Origin of the sequence: Variovorax sp. LG9.2 (assembly GCF_035018885.1) — a bacterium.
Classification (GTDB): domain Bacteria; phylum Pseudomonadota; class Gammaproteobacteria; order Burkholderiales; family Burkholderiaceae_C; genus Variovorax.
In genome coordinates this window covers 67,502-83,602 of the sequence record NZ_JASJXB010000019.1, presented here as the reverse complement: position 1 = coordinate 83,602, position 16,101 = coordinate 67,502, and the positions used below count along the sequence as shown (strand labels likewise).

24 protein-coding genes and 1 tRNA gene are annotated in these 16,101 nt (G+C 61.1%); 15 read left to right on the top strand and 10 right to left on the bottom strand.

Annotation, left to right across the window (positions count from 1 at the left end):
- The first annotated feature begins 236 nt into the window (after nt 1-236).
- From QN413_RS18610 to QN413_RS18595, 4 genes are read left to right on the top strand one after another with little or no spacing between them, the layout of a single operon-like run.
- On the top strand, nt 237-500 hold the full coding sequence (locus tag QN413_RS18610) for a helix-turn-helix transcriptional regulator (RefSeq protein WP_323498053.1): 264 nt from the start codon (nt 237-239) through the stop codon (nt 498-500).
- Between the two features lie 11 nt (nt 501-511).
- Nucleotides 512-736, top strand: a complete 225-nt coding sequence (locus tag QN413_RS18605; protein WP_323498052.1) for a hypothetical protein — start codon at nt 512-514, stop codon at nt 734-736.
- Complete coding sequence (locus tag QN413_RS18600) at nt 733-1,305, top strand: DUF3102 domain-containing protein (protein ID WP_323498051.1); 573 nt, start codon at nt 733-735, stop codon at nt 1,303-1,305. Before QN413_RS18605 ends, QN413_RS18600 begins: the two co-directional genes overlap by 4 nt.
- Entirely contained in the window at nt 1,302-2,234 is a 933-nt protein-coding gene (locus QN413_RS18595; protein WP_323498050.1) for a toprim domain-containing protein, read from the top strand. Before QN413_RS18600 ends, QN413_RS18595 begins: the two co-directional genes overlap by 4 nt.
- Before the next feature lie 85 nt (nt 2,235-2,319).
- Here QN413_RS18595 and QN413_RS18590 read toward each other — a convergent pair whose 3' ends face one another.
- Nucleotides 2,320-2,478 (bottom strand): hypothetical protein, encoded by a 159-nt coding sequence (locus QN413_RS18590; RefSeq protein WP_323498049.1) that lies wholly within the window; start codon nt 2,476-2,478, stop codon nt 2,320-2,322.
- A 67-nt stretch (nt 2,479-2,545) separates the two neighbouring features.
- On the opposite strand from QN413_RS18590, the gene QN413_RS18585 reads away from it, so the two are divergent.
- From QN413_RS18585 to QN413_RS18545, 9 genes are all read left to right on the top strand, one after another.
- Complete coding sequence (locus QN413_RS18585) at nt 2,546-3,799, top strand: DUF3987 domain-containing protein (protein ID WP_323498048.1); 1,254 nt, start codon at nt 2,546-2,548, stop codon at nt 3,797-3,799.
- On the top strand, nt 3,799-4,200 hold the full coding sequence (locus tag QN413_RS18580; RefSeq protein ID WP_323498047.1) for a hypothetical protein: 402 nt from the start codon (nt 3,799-3,801) through the stop codon (nt 4,198-4,200). Before QN413_RS18585 ends, QN413_RS18580 begins: the two co-directional genes overlap by 1 nt.
- Nucleotides 4,197-4,367: a hypothetical protein gene (locus QN413_RS18575; RefSeq protein ID WP_323498046.1), complete on the top strand. Its 171-nt coding sequence runs from the start codon at nt 4,197-4,199 to the stop codon at nt 4,365-4,367. The genes QN413_RS18580 and QN413_RS18575 overlap by 4 nt, the downstream gene beginning before the upstream one ends.
- Nucleotides 4,364-4,636, top strand: coding sequence for a hypothetical protein (locus tag QN413_RS18570; protein ID WP_323498045.1), 273 nt, complete (start codon nt 4,364-4,366; stop codon nt 4,634-4,636). The genes QN413_RS18575 and QN413_RS18570 overlap by 4 nt, the downstream gene beginning before the upstream one ends.
- A gap of 60 nt (nt 4,637-4,696) precedes the next feature.
- Nucleotides 4,697-4,966: an AlpA family phage regulatory protein gene (locus tag QN413_RS18565; RefSeq protein ID WP_323498044.1), complete on the top strand. Its 270-nt coding sequence runs from the start codon at nt 4,697-4,699 to the stop codon at nt 4,964-4,966.
- Nucleotides 4,926-5,336: an SET domain-containing protein gene (locus QN413_RS18560; RefSeq protein ID WP_323498043.1), complete on the top strand. Its 411-nt coding sequence runs from the start codon at nt 4,926-4,928 to the stop codon at nt 5,334-5,336. The genes QN413_RS18565 and QN413_RS18560 overlap by 41 nt, the downstream gene beginning before the upstream one ends.
- Nucleotides 5,337-5,340: 4 nt before the next feature.
- Nucleotides 5,341-5,535, top strand: coding sequence for a hypothetical protein (locus QN413_RS18555; RefSeq protein WP_323498042.1), 195 nt, complete (start codon nt 5,341-5,343; stop codon nt 5,533-5,535).
- A 211-nt stretch (nt 5,536-5,746) separates the two neighbouring features.
- The gene (locus QN413_RS18550) at nt 5,747-6,445 is read left to right on the top strand and encodes a hypothetical protein (protein ID WP_323498041.1); all 699 of its coding nucleotides are present in this window, start codon (nt 5,747-5,749) and stop codon (nt 6,443-6,445) included.
- A gap of 251 nt (nt 6,446-6,696) precedes the next feature.
- Complete coding sequence (locus QN413_RS18545; RefSeq protein WP_323498040.1) at nt 6,697-7,203, top strand: hypothetical protein; 507 nt, start codon at nt 6,697-6,699, stop codon at nt 7,201-7,203.
- Between the two features lie 162 nt (nt 7,204-7,365).
- On the opposite strand, the gene QN413_RS18540 is transcribed toward QN413_RS18545, so the two are convergent.
- The 3 genes from QN413_RS18540 to QN413_RS18530 form a co-directional block, all read right to left on the bottom strand.
- The gene (locus QN413_RS18540; protein ID WP_323498039.1) at nt 7,366-7,596 is read right to left on the bottom strand and encodes a hypothetical protein; all 231 of its coding nucleotides are present in this window, start codon (nt 7,594-7,596) and stop codon (nt 7,366-7,368) included.
- 253 nt (nt 7,597-7,849) lie between these two features.
- Nucleotides 7,850-8,176: a hypothetical protein gene (locus QN413_RS18535; protein WP_323498038.1), complete on the bottom strand. Its 327-nt coding sequence runs from the start codon at nt 8,174-8,176 to the stop codon at nt 7,850-7,852.
- Nucleotides 8,173-8,580: a hypothetical protein gene (locus QN413_RS18530; protein WP_323498037.1), complete on the bottom strand. Its 408-nt coding sequence runs from the start codon at nt 8,578-8,580 to the stop codon at nt 8,173-8,175. The genes QN413_RS18535 and QN413_RS18530 overlap by 4 nt, the downstream gene beginning before the upstream one ends.
- Nucleotides 8,581-8,739: 159 nt before the next feature.
- Here QN413_RS18530 and QN413_RS18525 point away from each other — a divergent pair, with 159 nt between their 5' ends.
- Nucleotides 8,740-8,988: a hypothetical protein gene (locus QN413_RS18525; RefSeq protein ID WP_323498036.1), complete on the top strand. Its 249-nt coding sequence runs from the start codon at nt 8,740-8,742 to the stop codon at nt 8,986-8,988.
- Nucleotides 8,989-9,770: 782 nt separating this feature from the next.
- Here QN413_RS18525 and QN413_RS18520 read toward each other — a convergent pair.
- The 6 genes from QN413_RS18520 to cysS all read right to left on the bottom strand — a co-directional run bounded on the left by QN413_RS18520 (nt 9,771) and on the right by cysS (nt 15,269).
- Nucleotides 9,771-9,863: transfer RNA gene (locus tag QN413_RS18520), tRNA-Ser, on the bottom strand.
- A gap of 38 nt (nt 9,864-9,901) precedes the next feature.
- A complete protein-coding gene (locus QN413_RS18515; protein WP_323498035.1) occupies nt 9,902-11,173 on the bottom strand; it encodes an aspartate kinase in 1,272 nt (423 codons plus the stop codon).
- A 31-nt stretch (nt 11,174-11,204) separates the two neighbouring features.
- A complete protein-coding gene (gene tilS, locus QN413_RS18510) occupies nt 11,205-12,182 on the bottom strand; it encodes a tRNA lysidine(34) synthetase TilS (protein ID WP_323498034.1) in 978 nt (325 codons plus the stop codon).
- Nucleotides 12,183-12,200: 18 nt separating this feature from the next.
- Nucleotides 12,201-13,178, bottom strand: coding sequence for an acetyl-CoA carboxylase carboxyltransferase subunit alpha (locus tag QN413_RS18505; RefSeq protein WP_323498032.1), 978 nt, complete (start codon nt 13,176-13,178; stop codon nt 12,201-12,203).
- Nucleotides 13,179-13,194: 16 nt separating this feature from the next.
- Nucleotides 13,195-13,848 (bottom strand): DNA-3-methyladenine glycosylase family protein, encoded by a 654-nt coding sequence (locus QN413_RS18500; RefSeq protein ID WP_187052358.1) that lies wholly within the window; start codon nt 13,846-13,848, stop codon nt 13,195-13,197.
- A 29-nt stretch (nt 13,849-13,877) separates the two neighbouring features.
- Nucleotides 13,878-15,269, bottom strand: coding sequence for a cysteine--tRNA ligase (cysS, locus tag QN413_RS18495; RefSeq protein WP_323498031.1), 1,392 nt, complete (start codon nt 15,267-15,269; stop codon nt 13,878-13,880).
- Between the two features lie 205 nt (nt 15,270-15,474).
- Between cysS and QN413_RS18490 the strand changes: the two genes are divergently transcribed.
- The gene (locus QN413_RS18490) at nt 15,475-16,095 is read left to right on the top strand and encodes a tetratricopeptide repeat protein (RefSeq protein WP_416352205.1); all 621 of its coding nucleotides are present in this window, start codon (nt 15,475-15,477) and stop codon (nt 16,093-16,095) included.
- The last annotated feature ends 6 nt before the right edge of the window (nt 16,096-16,101 follow it).

The following is a 16,101-nucleotide window of genomic DNA, read 5'->3' as shown; positions in this document are numbered from 1 at the left end:
CGCCTGCAGAAGCTGAGGCAAACTACTACCGGCAACTCGCCAGTCAAGCCACCACGGTGGCGGCCTGACTTAAACCAATCAGCCTCCACGAATCCCGGGGCGATTCAGCAGTGCACATGGCATCCCACAAAAGGCGACGGCTTCAAAGCGCCTTAGGAACGCGTTGAAGCCGTCTGAGTACCTGGACTTGAAATACCAAGCACTCCTCTGGGCAGAGGAAGCAAAGTTTAGCTGACTTGATCGATTTGTCGATCCGGCCAGCGGTTCAGGTGGTTTTTGTCTTCTTAACCACTGTGAGCCCTATGACGCAAGTTGCAGCCAATCAACCGCAGAGCGAAACGCTCCTGCGCCTCCCCGCCGTTCTGGCGAAAGTCCCCGTGAGCCGCGCGACGTGGTGGAACGGCATCAAGTCTGGCCGCTTCCCGGCCGGCGTGAAGCTCGGCCCCCGCACGACCTGCTGGCGCGCGTCCGAGATCGATGCACTCATCCGTTCACTCTAAGGGCTGTCGCGATGAGCCCCAACATCGGCCAAGAGCCGAGCGCAAGCTCGCCTGACGACAAAGCCGTAGCGAACGTTCGCGCGCAGTTTGCCCTGAAGGGCTTCGTGATGACCGAAAGCCGCAATGCTGATGGTCGCGCCACCTACCAAGTCTCGCGCTGGGGCGAGTGCCGCGTCTTCACGCACCAGCACGACCTCTGCGCGTTTTTGCGCCAGGTCACGGGAGTCGCCGCATGAGCGCGCCGCAAATCCTCGATGCTGAACACTGGTCGCTGCCAGCCTTGGCGATCAAGATCAACAACACCGTTAGTGCTGCCGAGGCTGACGCTAAATCATCGATGCAGCGCGCGCTCGAAGCCGGAAAGTTGCTGACCGAGGCGAAGGAGGCAGTCGCCCACGGGGAATGGCAATCATGGCTTGTGGCGAACTGCAATGTCGCTGCTCGTACTGCGCAGGCATACATGAAGCTTGCCAAGCGGCTGCCCGAACTCTCGGCGCCAGAAGCGCAACGCGTTGCGGATTTGCCTGTTCGCGACGCGATCAGGGCCATCACCACCGACCCAGTCAGCCCGACGCGCACGGCTTCAGTGGACACGATCCATTTCAGCGCTGAGAAGCGGAATGCCGCCATCGACATCTTTGAGAGAAGCAATACCGCTTCCAAAGAGGCATTGCGCTACATCCGGCACGGAGGTCGCCTGCCTGGCGCGAAGGTCGGCGCACTGCGTAAGAAATTGATGGCGGCGATTGAGGCCCTCGATCGGCTTGCCAGCATTGCCCAAGACGAAGAAGGCGGTGCAGCGTGAGCGATCCCCTTGACCAGTTCCGCGCCGCCATCCAGGCTGCACTCGGCTTTGCTCCGTCCCGCCTGCGCCCCGATGTCTTCGAGCGCTTCCCGACTTCGGAGCGCCGCGGCGACTCGTCGGGGTATGCGAAGATCTTTGGCGACTACCGCCGTGGCGTTTTCGGCTGCTACCGGCAAGGTTTCAGCGGCAAGTGGTTCGCCGCCGACCAACGCACTCTGAGCGCCGCAGAGCGCACGGCGATGCAACGGCACATCGAGGCCGCGACCCGCCAACGCTTTGCCGCACAGCGCGAGGCCTGGACAGAGAATGCCGCCCGGATCGCGTCGCTGTGGGCGATATGTGGCCCGGTGGTCGATGGTGATCCCGTCGCACGCTACCTTGCGAATCGCGGCCTCGGCGGCGTCCGCTCTAACTGCATCCGCTCACACCCAGCGCTCGACTACTGGCACGCCGGCCAGAAGCTCGGCACCTTCCCTGCGATGGTCGCCAGCGTCACCGACGCACAGGGCCGGATGATCGCCTTGCACCGCACCTACCTGGACGCGCAGGGGCACAAGGCCGACGTTCCGACCGTGCGCAAGATGACCAGCGCATCTGCAATGCTGGGCGGCGCGTCGATCAAGCTCTTTTCGGCTTCGCCGACCATCGGCATCGCTGAAGGCATCGAAACGGCGATCGCTGCCTTTCTCGGCTCTGGCGTGCCGACGATGGCGGCCTACTGCGCGCACAACCTCAGCACCTACCGCTGGCCGATCGGCACCGAATCGTTGATCGTCTTCGCGGACAACGACCCGGCCGGTTTGCAGGCGTCCGAGAACCTGCAGGCTCGCGCCAAGCAAGGCGGCTTGCACGTCAAGGTGATGCGGCCGACCCGCCCGGGCGATGACTGGTGCGATGTCTGGACAAAGCACACGGAGGTTTCGGCATGAGCGATTTCGACACTCTGATGGGTGCAGGCGACGACGACCAACCCGATCACCACCGCAACGCGCCGCGCCCTGATCCGACCTGCCTCTACGGATTGATCGGCGACGTTGCGCGTGCCGGCAGCGCGACGACCGAAGCGAACCCTTTCGCCATCGCCCTGAACTTCATGGCGTACATGAGCGCCAGCATCGGCCGCGGCGCCTTTACGTACATCGGCAACACCCGGCACCACACACGTCTGTTCACGTTGCACGTCGGTCGCACGGGCCGTGGCCGCAAAGGCGATGCGGTCAGCATCACGCATCGCATCAACATGGCGATCCGCGCGATTGATGAAGCCGTCGCGCCTCAGGTTCACTCCGGCGGGCTGTCGACCCGCGAAGGCCTGGCGCTGATGATCCATGACGGGTGGACCGAGGGCAAGACAGAGGTCGATCCGATCCACGACAAGCGCCTGATGGTGATCGAGTCGGAGTTTGCAAACGTCCTGCAGCAAGGCAAGCGTGACGGCAACACGTTGTCGAGCGCACTTCGGGATGCCTGGGATGGCGTATCGATCAAGCCGGCTACCAAGGGACGCCCTCGAGTCTGGGCAAGCGATCCCCACGTCTGCCTAAGCGGCGCAGTGACACCCGGCGAACTGCACGGCCTGATGGCTTCGCGAGAGTTGACGAACGGCTTTGCCAATCGCTTCATGGTGATTTGGGCCGAGCGCACTCGCATGCTGCCCTTCCCGTGCGCCACGCCGCAATCGGAGATCGATGCATTTGCCGAGCGCGCCATCGAGGTAATCCGCTTTGCTGATGGCGATCGCTTCGCAGAGACGGACTGCAAGGAGATCGGCATCACCGATGCGGCAAAGGCGAAGTTCGCCGCCCTCTACATGTCGGAGCTGAACGACGAAAGCGCGGGCGAGAAGATCACGGCGCTGCTAGAGCGCCGGGCCCCCGTCCTGCGCCGCCTGGCCATGCTGTTCGCGCTGTGCGACCTCACGGCGACGGTCGACGTTCATCACATCGACGCAGCACTGGCATGGGTGCGTTACTGGTCCGACTCCGTGACGTTCATCTTCAGCAACGCGGCGGAAGAAGTCGCGACCGCAGAAGTGAACGACACAGCGCAAAAGATCATCGACTTTCTGGCAGAGCGCGAAACCGCGACACGTTCGCAAGTGTCGAAGGAATGCTTTGGCGGGCACCAGTCGAAAGCTCGCATCGATGCGGCGTTGGATGAGTTGCTCACCGCAACGCCGCCTCGGATCGTCGTCGAGACAGTTGCCAGGCCAAAAGGCACACCCGGCACACCGACGAAAAACTATCTACTGGTTGCGAAATCTGCGAAATCTGCGAAGCGTGAGCAACCACGCGGCTCGCAAGCCGATTCGGACGCGCGCGAAGTCAGCGAATTGTGCGAAATGTCGGTCGGGGTTGGCAGCTCAGTTCGCACAGTTCGCACGGCTCGCAATGTCGAAAAACGGCCCCAAGGCCGCGCCAGCACTGACAGTTCGCAGAGTTCGCACATTTCGCAGGTAGACGCGGAAATTTCTGATGATTCGGAGGTTCTGTGATGGAAGCCTTCGACATTCTCCGCACACTGTGGGCTGACGGCTTCTCTGTCGCGCTGATCGACGACGACCGTTTGCGCATCAGCCCATCCAGCGCGTTGAGCGACGAACAGCGGAGCACTCTGCGGCGCGCCAAGCCAGAACTGGTGGCGTATCTGCTGGCAGCGCGCGAGACAACGTCAGCGCTACTGCTGGCTGCGGCTGCGGTGTGTGACAGGCACGGCGATGGCCCTGAAGCCCGCCTTGAAATGCGCGGCGACTGCCTGGCGCTGCCGGTTCATCTGCATGCCGATCTGTTGGATCATTTCCGTAAAATCCCGGCCGATCGGAGCCGACAAAAGCCAATTAAAGCGGGTGTTTTTGCTCTTCCGCCCGCGTGCGCGCGCGATGGGCCGAACGCATGAACAAATTCGATCCCATCCAGATCATGGCTGCCGACATGGCGGTCATCGCAAAGATCTTGGGCAGCCCGCCAGCAGAGCAAGACGCGTTTTGTATGCGTGAATGTGTGCGGGCGATTTTGAAATCGTTGGCTTCGCATCCCAAGGGGGCTTTCGAGGCCGCAACGTGAACGCGGCCGAAAACAAAACCGCAGTGGAAAAGGTCGAGGCAGACCTGTATGCCGCCGCACTCGAAGCGCGCATGGTGATTTCCGGAGACCGCCGTGTAAGCGAGAAAGACGCGGCCAAGCTGCTCGGATATGCGCCCGGTTCACTAAAGAACACGCGCCAGGAAGGCAGAGCGCCGTCGCACTACACGCGAGGGGTTGGAGGTGGGCGGATCAGTTATCGCCTCTCTGACATCGCCGAATCCATAGAGAAAAGCCGCAGGGTCACCTAAGAACACGAATCGGCATGCACGGGCATTGAAGGCTTGAACGCCGAAAGCGACCATGGACCCATGTTCAAAGACGTTCAAAGCAGTGCAAGCAGGTTCAGCCCCGAAGCTGATTCGTGCGTCACAGACGAGTCCCTGCACATCCTCCGTTTGCCTGCGGTCATTCATCGCGTAGGGCTCTCCCGCTCTTCGATCTACAACCGCATTCGTGCCGGTGGACTTCCGCGGGCGGTCAATCTCGGCGGGCGAGCCGTTGGCTTTGTTGATCGCGAGATCGATGACTGGTTGAGCGATGCGCTCGGCCGCCGTACAGGATCGAGCCATGTTCGTTAAGCGCCGGCCGGTCTTCGATGGCGCATTCGTCGATCCCATGGATCAGGCAGTGCGAATCGCCCGCAGCGAATACCTCGGCTTTCTTGCGACCCATGGCCTAGACGATGTCGAGCTGCGTCGCAAGGCAGAGCTGACCAGCAATCAGATGCCGATGCCCTATGGGTTTGATCACGTCGAAATTCGCCCCTCACCGATCGAAGGTCTGGGCATGTTCGCAACCGACGACATCGAACCGTGGCAATTGATCGCACCGGCCCGCATCGACGGACAAGCAAACCGACATTGCCGCTGGCCTCATCCTGGTGCAGCACAAGCACAGCTTCGAGCACCTTTCGATCCTCGCATCCGGCACTGTCGAAGCGCTCGTTGACGGCGTGCGATCCGAACTGACCGGCCCCGCCGGTATCACGATCAAGGCCAACACCCATCACGGAGTGCGCGCTCTGACCGATGTCGTCTGGTACTGCATCCACGCAACCGAATGCACCGACGCGAATGCAGTCGATGAGGTGCTGATTGCTGCGCCTGATGTCGAGCAGATGGCTGCGGTCGTCGAGGGGCTGCAATGACGCCGATTCGATTGCTCATCCAGACTGCGGCGCTCAACACGAAGCCGGGCGTCAACGGCATTGGTCAAGGCGAGGTCGTGCCTGGCACTGCGCACACACAGTTGGTGCCGCTCGCGAACCAGCAGGGAATCCAAATCTCTCCGCTCATTGATCGATCTCCAGGTTGATCCGAGTGGCCCGACTGTAGATCGATACCGAACACGGCGCACATATGGCGACAAGCAAAAAAGCACGGAAGCCAGTCGAGAGCAAGCCTCCTGCGGTCGTTGAGCCTGATGAAGGCGGCTATGTGCTTGAGGTGGTCCGCGGTGAGTCCGACGCACGCGCAAAGGCCCGGGCTACGGTCAGTCCCGCCAGCAACGCCGCATTGGTGATCGCGGCCTTCAATGGAAACATCCTTGGCAAGGACACGAGCATTTCAGGCTTGGTCGACGAGCTGCGCGTTTCGATGAAGGGCACCAGAGACGGCGACCTGTCCCGCGCGGAGGCGATGCTGATAGGTCAGGCGACCGCGCTCGAATCGATCTTCACGAGCCTTGCAAGGCGTGCTCATGACCAAGTGACGCAACGCAACTTTGAAGCGTTCCTGGGGCTTGCCTTAAAGGCGCAGGCGCAGAGCCGGGCGACGCTCTCCGCATTGGTGGATTTGAAGTATCCGCGGCAGCAGGTGATCTTCGCCAAGCAGGTGAACAACTCCAACGGCGGACCGCAACAGGTGAACAACGGAGCTGCGCCCAGCACTCACACAGGTGCGCACGCGGCGGCAGGCGCGGATCTGCAAAACAAACTTTTAGAGGAAAGCGATGGCGGCACGTACCTGGACATCGGAGCAACGACAGCGGCAACGCGAAGCGATCACAGGGTGGAAGCCGTGGTCGAAGTCAACCGGGCCGAAGAGCGCCGCGGGTAAGGCTCGTGTCGCACGAAACCCGTACACGGGCGGGCTTTGGAAGGCGGTCCGAGAGTTGAAAGCGATTTTGCGCGAGCAGCGAGAAACGCTCACTTGAGCGGCGCATGAACTAAAACTTTGTCAGGCGTAAGCCCTGCTGAGGTTAGTTGAGCTTCTGAGCACTATTTCACGCACCACACCGCAGCTTCCGGCGAGACTCCGGCGCGTGGCCTGGAAGTTGGCAGTCCACATACCTGCCAGGAGCGCCTTTGATGTCGACGACTCACACTTCATTTGTTCTTTTCTTCGCAACCGTGGTCTGTCTATCTGGGTGCGATCAACTTCGCGCGTTCGACGAAGTTAAAAACGGCGTCGTAGCAGACCATCAGCGTCTTGCCGAGCTGACGGTTACATCGAGCGATAGCCAGCAGCAGATCGTCAGCCTGAGAGTCGAGCTAGGCGCGATCAAGCAGCGGTTAGCAGCGCTTGAGATTGCTCAATCCGTTTCCCCAAAAGCAGCGAGCAATGACCCCGCAGTCTTGCCCAGTGAACAGGCTGCCATGCTCACGGCGTCGATCACCCAATGCGTCCAGCAGGTTCGAAGCATCGGGGATACCTTGCCGAAGGAGCCTTTCGACAATGCAGTGGTGTATGCCAAGTTCGATGCGTTCTACAACGTGGCGTCTGGCAGAGTGCAAAACAACAACCAGTACGTTGATCAATCAGCCATCTACGCCTTCAACAAGTGCATGTCGACACATGGCTGGCCGCTGAAATGACGCCGGTCTCTTGCGTCCTGAGGCGGATTCAAGGGGCTCCGCATCTGCACTTCGCTTGGCGATTCCAACTTCCTGAGCTATTCGGTCCTTTGAAGGTTGCGCGAACTTGGATCGCAAACAGCAGCGCGCAACTGACGCTGACTCGGAACCATGTCCCGATCGTCATTCGCATTTGAAAAGCACCTCCGCGGTTTGCGGCGTCCATCCCTGCGTCCCGCCCGATGTCGAAGATTCCAGCACCATCTCTTTCTTGCCGCAGAAATCGCGCGCTCGTTGAAGTACCTCGCTCTTGACCTGGCCGTCGGTCGTGAAGCCGCCGCGAACCGTCGAGCCGATCATGAAGCGATCCCGGCCGACGGGTTGAACCGGCGTCATCGAGGTGCAAGCGGTCAAGGCAAGCAATCCGGCGCAAACGCAAACCCGTTGCGCCTTTTGTAGGTTTTGTAGGTTGCTCACCGGCACCTTTGCCATTCTCAAGCGGGCTTCTGTAGGTTTTGTAGGCTGCATGGGGAGGCCTTTTCAAGATTCGAATAGCGACGGTGCCATCTGTTTGCGTAGATGCGAAATGGCGGTCTGCGCATGCACACGAACAACTTCAAAGCAGTCTGAAGTGACCTACCCGTGCGCGCGACACCGCTGATTGAATTTATGAGGGCACCTTGCACCGCACGAAGAGGTTTCGGGTAACTATGGCGCCATACGTCGATGTGTAGCCGCCGTAGCCTGGTCGCACCGTTCCTGTAGCCACGCCAAACGGTGAAGATGAGCCGTCCCGATCCAAGATGTCATAGCCGGCAGTCCCGCATAGCTCACCGGCTTTCTCGTAGCACGAGCTGATGCTGTTGCCCGCGCCGTTGCACGAGATGGTGTGCATCGGCTTGCCGTCTGGGCCGGTGATCTGATGCGAGAAAGCACAACCTCCGAGCAGCGCGAGAACGGAAGCCGAATACAGGAGCTTGATCATCTTGTTCATTGGGTGCTGCATTGGTTGGCAGATAGCTCGGCACGAAGGCCACGCATGCGCTGCTGGTCCGGGTTGATGACCTCGGGCGGTTGCCATTGCCAGTTTGTGTAGCGCCCCTCGATCTTTGCCCGCTCGGCTGCGAGTTGGCCGCAGCGCTGTGACCGCTGCACGTCAACGCTCTGGATCTGGATAACCTGCGCGCGCCCGGATCTCGCCTGCTCAGCTTGCTGTACCTGCTGCGCCCATGGGACGCCGTCGGCGACATACTCAATGCGATCGATCAGGGCGTTGTGCTGGTTGCAATGGTTCGCAGCCCAGAAGGTGGCGCCGTTGTATGCCTTGCACAGGTAGATCGTGCCTGCGTGCCCGGTTCCCGCCATCAGCGCCAGAGCGCAGACGATTGTTGCTTTCATGTTTCCTGCTCCTAGGCGAAGTCTATGAGCCCGCGGACACGGCGCACGGCACAAGTCCGCGGAACCGGGAATAGTTGGCACCGGCGCTCGCTTACCCCTAGGACACAGTTCGGTGACAGTTGCAGACTGCTCCAGCCCGATCCGGGCGAGGAGAAAAACATGAAGAAGATCGCATTCGTTTTCGCGGCTCTGTGTATCGCATCCGTAGGCGCACAGGCAAGAGGCGGCGGCGAACATTCTGGCAGCTCATCGAGCAGCTCGGGCAGTCATTCCATCAGCGGCCACACGCGCGGCAACGGCACCTATGTTGCCCCGTCCCATGCGACCAACCCCAACGCCACCAAGGCGGACAACTGGTCGACCAAGGGCAACGTCAATCCGTACACGGGAAAACCGGGCTCGAAATGAAGCGGGCCGCTCACAAACTTCTCGCCGTCGCGCTGCTGGCCTTAGCTGGCGGATCACATGCGGCGTGCAGTTGCCAGTGCGTCAACGGTCAATCGGTTCCGATGTGCACCAGCGCTATGGACATGCCGGCGCTGTGTGGCACGCAGATGTGCCCGATGGCGCCAATCTCCATACAGCCGATGCCGTCGATAAGCATGCCGCCAATGGGCACCCAGCACTGCCAGCAGATGCAGGTCCGCAACCCGTCGACCGGTCAATACTCTTGGCAAAACGTCTGCCAATAGAAGCGATGTGGAGGCAGTCCTAACCTTGCTGTCGCCGGGAAGCGAATAACATTTCAGTCTTGAACACCAAATACAGCACGCTTGACATGACTCCACCTCCCGCTGGCCAACAAAAGCGGAATGTTTGGGCGCGGCCGGTCCTTTTGCTGGCAGGCGGCATAGCGCTCGTTGTGATCCTCAGCTTCGTGCTGCGCTGACCAAACAGCCGAGCGCCGCGCCGGGAAGGCACGGCAATCCTAAAAGTCTGTGGCTTGGTTAGAGCGCCTGGCGTCTTGAAGCTTCTCCGCGTCGCGTTGCCCGTGTGCCACTTCACCGAACAAGATGCTTGTTCGACAACAAGGCGTGAAACACCTGCAACTGCTTCAAGCCTGTTTGGTAAGCGAAGCCGGCGCTTTGCAGATGATCATGGATGTGGGATTCATGTCATCTACCTTTGTGGGTCGGTTTGTGGGAACACAAAGCAAAAACGCCCCGGATGGGGCGTCGTTACTAGCTTCTTGGCGGAACCGGAGGGATTCGAACCCTCGATGAGGCTCTACACCCCATACTCCCTTAGCAGGGGAGCACCTTCGGCCACTCGGTCACAGTTCCTGAAAGAAGCCGCGATTATGCCAGCTTCCACGCAGCTTTCAAGCGGGCGGCTGATCCAGATCGAAGGCCTTGTGCAGCGCGCGCACGGCCAGTTCCATGTACTTTTCATCGATCACGACCGATGTCTTGATCTCGCTGGTCGAGATCATCTGGATGTTGATGCCCTCCTCGCTCAGCACACGGAACATCTTGCTGGCCACGCCCACGTGGCTGCGCATTCCGATGCCGACGATGCTGACCTTGCAGATCTTGGTGTCGCCGACGATCTCTGCCGCGCCGAGCGTGGGCAGCACTTTGGCCTTGAGCAGGTCCATCGCCTTGGCGAACTCGCCGCGATGCACCGTGAAGCTGAAGTCGGTTTTGCCGTCCTTGCTCAGGTTCTGAATGATGACGTCCACTTCGATGTTCGCATCGGCGACCGCACCGAGGATGTGATACGCGATGCCCGGCTTGTCGGGCACGCCGAGCACGGAAATCTTGGCCTCGTCACGGTTGAATGCGATGCCGGATACGACGGCTTGTTCCATTTTTTCGTCTTCCTCGAAAGTGATCAGCGTGCCGGACTTGGCCTCTTCAACGATGTCGATATCCCACGGCGTAAAGCTCGAAAGCACGCGCAGCGGCACCTTGTACTTGCCGGCAAATTCGACCGAGCGAATCTGCAGCACTTTTGAGCCGAGACTCGCCATTTCAAGCATCTCTTCGAAGCTCACCGTCTTCAGGCGGCGAGCGTCCGGCTCCACGCGCGGGTCGGTCGTGTAGACGCCGTCGACGTCGGTGTAAATCAGGCACTCGTGCGCCTTCATGGCCGCGGCAATGGCGACAGCCGACGTATCGCTGCCCCCGCGTCCCAGCGTTGTGATGTTGCCGGCGTCGTCGACACCTTGAAAGCCGGTGATGACGACGACGCGGCCGGCATCGAGGTCGGCGCGCACGCGCTCGTCGTCGATGCTCTCTATGCGCGCCTTGGTGTAGGCGCTGTCGGTGCGAACCGAAACCTGCCAGCCGGCATAGCTCACCGCTTCCATGCCCTCGGCCTGCAGCGCGATGGCCAGCAACGCCGACGAAGCCTGCTCGCCGGTCGAGGCAAGCATGTCGAGTTCCCGGTCGTGGCCGCGGCTGCCGGTCTGCTGAGATGCCAGCTCCTTGGCGAGACCGAGCAGGCGGTTGGTTTCGCCGCTCATGGCGCTGGGGACCACGACCATCTGGTGGCCGGCGCGCGCCCATTTGGCGACGCGCTTGGCGACGTTGCGGATGCGCTCGGTGGAGCCCATCGACGTGCCGCCGTATTTGTGAACGATCAATGCCATGGGTGAATTGGGAAGAGAAAGAAACCGGGCGCTAGGCCTTAGGCAAGGGCGCGAAATTGTACCAATGCAGGTGCTCGGACTGCCGCTCGGCAAAGCCGTCAGCGACCTTGATATGGATGCGATGGCCACGCGTGGTGCAGGCGGCAATCTGGTCGAGCAGTTGGTCGAGCTGCGACGCACTTGGCGCGCGCGCGTGCGACTCTCGCAACCAGTGGCGCAACACGTTCCCCTGGCGCGCGCGCGAGAGCGCTTGCAGTGCCGGGATGCGCGGCGGATTGCCGACCAGGACAAGGTCTTGCGCGCCCAGTTCTTTCAGGAGCTCTTGCGCCTCGGCAGCGTGCGCGGCACTGCGCGCAAAGGTCGACCGAAATTGCGGAAATGTCTGCACCAGCGCCGGCAAAAGAACAGCGCGAATCCGGTTGCGGGTGTAGCGCGCGTCGTCGTTGGTCGGGTCGTCGATCCAAGGCAAGCCGCGCGTTGCCAGCCAGGCGCGGATGTCTGCGGCCGAGACGCCGAGCAACGGGCGATGGATGGTCAAGCCCCGACGCACTGCGATGGCCGGCATGGCGGCCAAGCCCGGCAAGCCGGCACCGCGCGACAACGCCAGCAACAGTGTCTCGACCTGGTCATCGGCGTGGTGGCCGATGGCGATCGACCGGACCGACGGGCGCTCTGTGTGCGCACCGGCCATATCGTGAAACGAGGCATAGCGCGCATCGCGTGCAGTCGCTTCGGGACTGTCTCCCGCAGCATGACGTGCATCGACGTGTCGGCTGACAAACGGCACGGCCAACTGCGCGCAAACATCGGCGCAGTGCCGCTCGAAATCGTCGGCTGCAGCTTGCAGGCCGTGATGCACATGAAACGCGCGGACTCTCCCGGGCCAACGCGCAGCGCACGCCGCCAGAAGCGCAGTCGAATCAGCCCCGCCGCTGTACCCTACCGCCAGGGGCAGCGCCGGCTCGAACGCGGCGATAGCCTGCTCGAAGGCCTGTCCGGATGCAGTCACCTCGACACGCTGCGCGCCCTACTTGATGTCGGCTTTGGTATCCGAGAAACGGCCGTAGCTTTGCAGTCGGTCGTAGCGTCGATCGAGCAGTTCCTTGACCTTCAGGTCGCTGACCTGACGGAATGCGTCGTTGAGCGCGCGCTTCAGGAAAGCCGCCATCTGGCGGTGGTCGCGATGGGCTCCGCCGACCGGCTCGTTCACGATTTTGTCGACCAGCCCGAGGGCTTTCAGACGATGCGCCGTGATGCCCAGTGCATCCGCCGCTTCCTTCGCCTTGTCGCTCGTCTTCCAGAGAATCGAGGCGCAGCCTTCAGGGCTGATGACCGAGTAAATCGAATACTGAAGCATCACGAGCTGGTCGCCTACCGAGATCGCCAGCGCGCCGCCGGAGCCACCCTCGCCGATGATCGTGACGATGATCGGCACCTCGAGCTGCGCCATCTCGAAGATGTTGCGGCCGATGGCTTCGGACTGGCCGCGTTCTTCCGCATCGATGCCTGGATAAGCGCCCGGCGTGTCTACAAAAGTAAACACCGGCAACTTGAATTTCTCGGCGGTTTTCAATAGCCGCAATGCCTTGCGATAGCCCTCGGGCTTGCTCATGCCGAAGTTGCGCGCGGTGCGCTCCTTGGTGTCGCGACCTTTTTGATGGCCCAGCACCATGCACGGCGTGCCGTTGAAGCGGGCCAAGCCGCCTACGATCGACAAGTCGTCGGAAAAATGCCGATCGCCGTGCAGTTCGACGAAGTCGGTAAAGATTTCTCTGACGTAGTCGAGCGTGTAGGGGCGCTCCGGGTGCCGGGCAATCTTGGTAATTTGCCAGGGCGTCAGGTCGCTGTAGATGTCTTTGGTGAGTTGCTGGCTTTTTTTGCCCAGCTGATCGATCTCTTCAGAAATGTCCACCGCAGATTCGGTCTGGACATACCGCAGCTCTTCGATCTTGCCTTCGAGCTCCGCAATGGGCTGTTCGAAGTCGAGAAAAGTTCGTTTCGCCAACGTCTTCTCCTGTTATTCAATAGGCGACCGGTACCGGGTCGAGCGAGCGCCAAATATACCAAGTCGCGACGCTGCAATACGGCGCCCAGGCAACCGCCACCTCGCGCGCGTCGCTGCGACTGACCGGGTCACCCGAAAAGTAGTTGACGCTGATGCCGTTGAGCAGGCCCAGGTCGTCCAGCGGCAGCACGTTGGGCCGCATCAGATGAAAGATCAGGAACATCTCGGCCGTCCAGCGGCCGATGCCACGGATCGCGACCAGCTCTTCGATGATGAGTTCGTCCGCCATCGCGTTCCAGGCGTCCACATGCACTGCGCCGGCATCGAAGTGGATTGCGAGGTCGACCAGGTATTCGACCTTGCGCGCCGACAGACCGGCGCCACGCATGTCGTCGACCTTGAGCTTGAGGACATTCGCGGGCGTTATCTTGCGCGGCAGCGCAGCGAACTTGTCCCATACCGCCTGGGCGGCCGGAACCGCGATCTGCTGGCCAACAATGCTGCGCGCGAGCGTCGTGAAAGCATCCCCACGTGATTCCAGACACGCATCGCCGAAGCGAGGAATAAGCCGCTTCATCACGCGGTCTTTCCTGGCGAGATGTTTACAGGCTTCTTCCCAGTAATCGGGTGTAAAAATCTCGACAGGCGGTGGTTTCTTTGGCGAAGGCATGGGCGCTCGGGTTGCTTCTTCTTTGCGTTCTATTGAGCTGCGGCCCAAGTCGTGCCAGTGGGGGAATCTTTCAGCGCGATCCCCTGCAAAAGCAAGTCTTTTCGAATGCGGTCAGCTTCAGAAAAGTTCTTCGCGTCCTTGGCCGCAGTACGTTGGGCGATCAGCATCTGAATGGCCGCAGCGTCGAGCGAACCGCCAACTTGTTGATACCCAGCTTGGAGAAAAACCTTGGGCTCGCCCTGCAGCAATCCGATCGTGCCGGCCAATGCGCGCAGCAGGCCCGCGACCTCAGTCGACTTGGTACGGTTAACTTCGCCCGCAAGGTCGAACAGCACGGCGACTGCCTCCGGCGTGCCGAAGTCTTCGTCCATCGCAGCCTTGAAGCGCGTGGCGTGCGGCTGGTTCCAGTCGATGGCAGCGTCCGCAGGCGGGACCAGATCAAGCGCGGTGTACAGGCGCTTAAGGGAATTGCGTGCATCGTCCAGATGCACGTCGCTGTAGTTGAGGTCGCTACGGTAGTGCGTGCGCACAAGAAAAAAACGCAACGTTTCGGCGTCGTATTTTTCCAGCACTTCGCGGATGGTGAAAAAATTGCCCAGGCTCTTGGACATCTTCTCGTTGTCAACACGCACGAAGCCGTTGTGCACCCAGAAACGCGCCAGCGGTTTGCCATGCGCGCCTTCGCTCTGCGCGATCTCGTTCTCGTGGTGCGGAAACTGCAAGTCCACGCCGCCTCCGTGGATGTCGAAGGTCTCGCCAAGCGTGGCGCAGCTCATGGCCGAGCACTCGATGTGCCAGCCGGGCCGGCCCACGCCGAACACGCTATCCCATTTGGCGTCGTCGGGCTCGGCCGGCTTGGCGGCTTTCCAGAGCACGAAGTCGAGAGGATCGTTCTTGCCGTCGAGCACTGCAACGCGTTCACCGGCATGCAATTCGTCGAGCGACTTGCCCGAGAGCTTGCCGTAGCCGGGAAACTTGCGCACTGCGTAATTCACATCGCCATCGGCCGAGCGGTAAGCCAGCCCCTTGTGTTCCAGCGTGCGAATGATGTCGAGCATCTGCGGAACATAGTCCGTCGCGCGCGGCTCGATCGTCGGAGGTTCGATCCCGAGGGCGCCGATGTCCTGGTGCATAGCCACTACGGTCTCTTCGGTCAACGCCCGGATGGTGATGCCCCGTGCCAGCGCGCGCGCGATGATCTTGTCGTCGATGTCGGTGATGTTGCGCACGTAGGTCACGGCGTAGTCGCTCGCACGCAGCCAGCGTTGCACCACGTCGAAGGCCATCATCATCCGCGCGTGGCCGATATGGCACAGGTCGTACACCGTCATGCCGCAAACGTACATGCGGACATGGCCCGGCTGTAGCGGCGAAAATTCTTCCAGCTGACGCGATAGCGTGTTGTAAATGCGCAGGCTCATGGAGACTCGGAAAGCATCGGACTTACGGCCGGCCGGAGCGGGTGCGCAAGGGTAATTTTCAGGGGTGAAGGTGGGGTTGCACCGGAGGCTGGAAACGACCCCTCGGCTACAATCGGTCTCAGTATAAACGGCCGCCGCCGCATATTTTTCGGGTGTTTTTCGAGCTTGCTGCAAGGCGCTCGACCCCCCTACCTCCCGAGGCTTCATGAAGCACTTCGCGCTCTCCCCCTCCAACGCCATCCTCCCCATCTTCCGTCTTCTTTCTGCACCTTTCGTTGCCATGCTGCTGTGCCTGACGGTCTGCCCAGCACACGCCGACGACTACGGCGACGTCAACCAGTTGCTGCGGCAAGGCAAGGTACCTGAAGCACTGACCAAGGCCGACGCTTACATCGCCGGCAAACCACGCGATCCGCAGATGCGCTTTTTGCGCGGCGTGATCCTGACCGAACAGGGCAAGCAAGCCGACGCCACGGCCGCCTTCACCAGTCTCACGCAGGACTTCCCGGAACTGCCCGAGCCGTACAACAACTTGGCTGCGCTCTATGCATCGCAGAGCCAGTTCGACAAGGCACGTGCCGCCCTCGAAATGGCGATCAAGCTGAATCCGGGCTATGCGACGGCCTACGAAAACCTCGGCGACGTGTATGCCCGTCTCGCAATTCAGCAGTACGTGCGCGCGCAGCAGTTCGCGTCGACCAATCCGAGCGTGACGTCGAAGCTGAAGACGGTTCGCGAACTGTTCGGGCCGGCCACGACGAGCGCAGACCCGGCTCAATTGCCAGCGGCGCCTGTGACCGTCAAGAAGCCGGTGCGCGCAAAGTAGACTTTT

What these genes read in the sequence shown, in the direction of transcription:
- QN413_RS18575 (WP_323498046.1), top strand. Translation starts at nt 4,197, where the DNA reads ATGAACAAATTCGATCCCATCCAGATCATGGCTGCCGACATGGCGGTC.
- QN413_RS18515 (WP_323498035.1), bottom strand. Translation starts at nt 11,173, where the DNA reads ATGGCATTGATCGTTCACAAATACGGCGGCACGTCGATGGGCTCCACC.
- QN413_RS18560 (WP_323498043.1), top strand. Translation starts at nt 4,926, where the DNA reads ATGCGCTCGGCCGCCGTACAGGATCGAGCCATGTTCGTTAAGCGCCGG.
- QN413_RS18605 (WP_323498052.1), top strand. Translation starts at nt 512, where the DNA reads ATGAGCCCCAACATCGGCCAAGAGCCGAGCGCAAGCTCGCCTGACGAC.
- QN413_RS18490 (WP_416352205.1), top strand. Translation starts at nt 15,475, where the DNA reads ATGAAGCACTTCGCGCTCTCCCCCTCCAACGCCATCCTCCCCATCTTC.
- QN413_RS18525 (WP_323498036.1), top strand. Translation starts at nt 8,740, where the DNA reads ATGAAGAAGATCGCATTCGTTTTCGCGGCTCTGTGTATCGCATCCGTA.
- cysS (WP_323498031.1), bottom strand. Translation starts at nt 15,269, where the DNA reads ATGAGCCTGCGCATTTACAACACGCTATCGCGTCAGCTGGAAGAATTT.
- QN413_RS18565 (WP_323498044.1), top strand. Translation starts at nt 4,697, where the DNA reads ATGTTCAAAGACGTTCAAAGCAGTGCAAGCAGGTTCAGCCCCGAAGCT.
- QN413_RS18550 (WP_323498041.1), top strand. Translation starts at nt 5,747, where the DNA reads ATGGCGACAAGCAAAAAAGCACGGAAGCCAGTCGAGAGCAAGCCTCCT.
- QN413_RS18545 (WP_323498040.1), top strand. Translation starts at nt 6,697, where the DNA reads ATGTCGACGACTCACACTTCATTTGTTCTTTTCTTCGCAACCGTGGTC.
- QN413_RS18580 (WP_323498047.1), top strand. Translation starts at nt 3,799, where the DNA reads ATGGAAGCCTTCGACATTCTCCGCACACTGTGGGCTGACGGCTTCTCT.
- QN413_RS18535 (WP_323498038.1), bottom strand. Translation starts at nt 8,176, where the DNA reads ATGAACAAGATGATCAAGCTCCTGTATTCGGCTTCCGTTCTCGCGCTG.
- QN413_RS18530 (WP_323498037.1), bottom strand. Translation starts at nt 8,580, where the DNA reads ATGAAAGCAACAATCGTCTGCGCTCTGGCGCTGATGGCGGGAACCGGG.
- QN413_RS18585 (WP_323498048.1), top strand. Translation starts at nt 2,546, where the DNA reads ATGGCGATCCGCGCGATTGATGAAGCCGTCGCGCCTCAGGTTCACTCC.
- QN413_RS18600 (WP_323498051.1), top strand. Translation starts at nt 733, where the DNA reads ATGAGCGCGCCGCAAATCCTCGATGCTGAACACTGGTCGCTGCCAGCC.
- QN413_RS18500 (WP_187052358.1), bottom strand. Translation starts at nt 13,848, where the DNA reads ATGCCTTCGCCAAAGAAACCACCGCCTGTCGAGATTTTTACACCCGAT.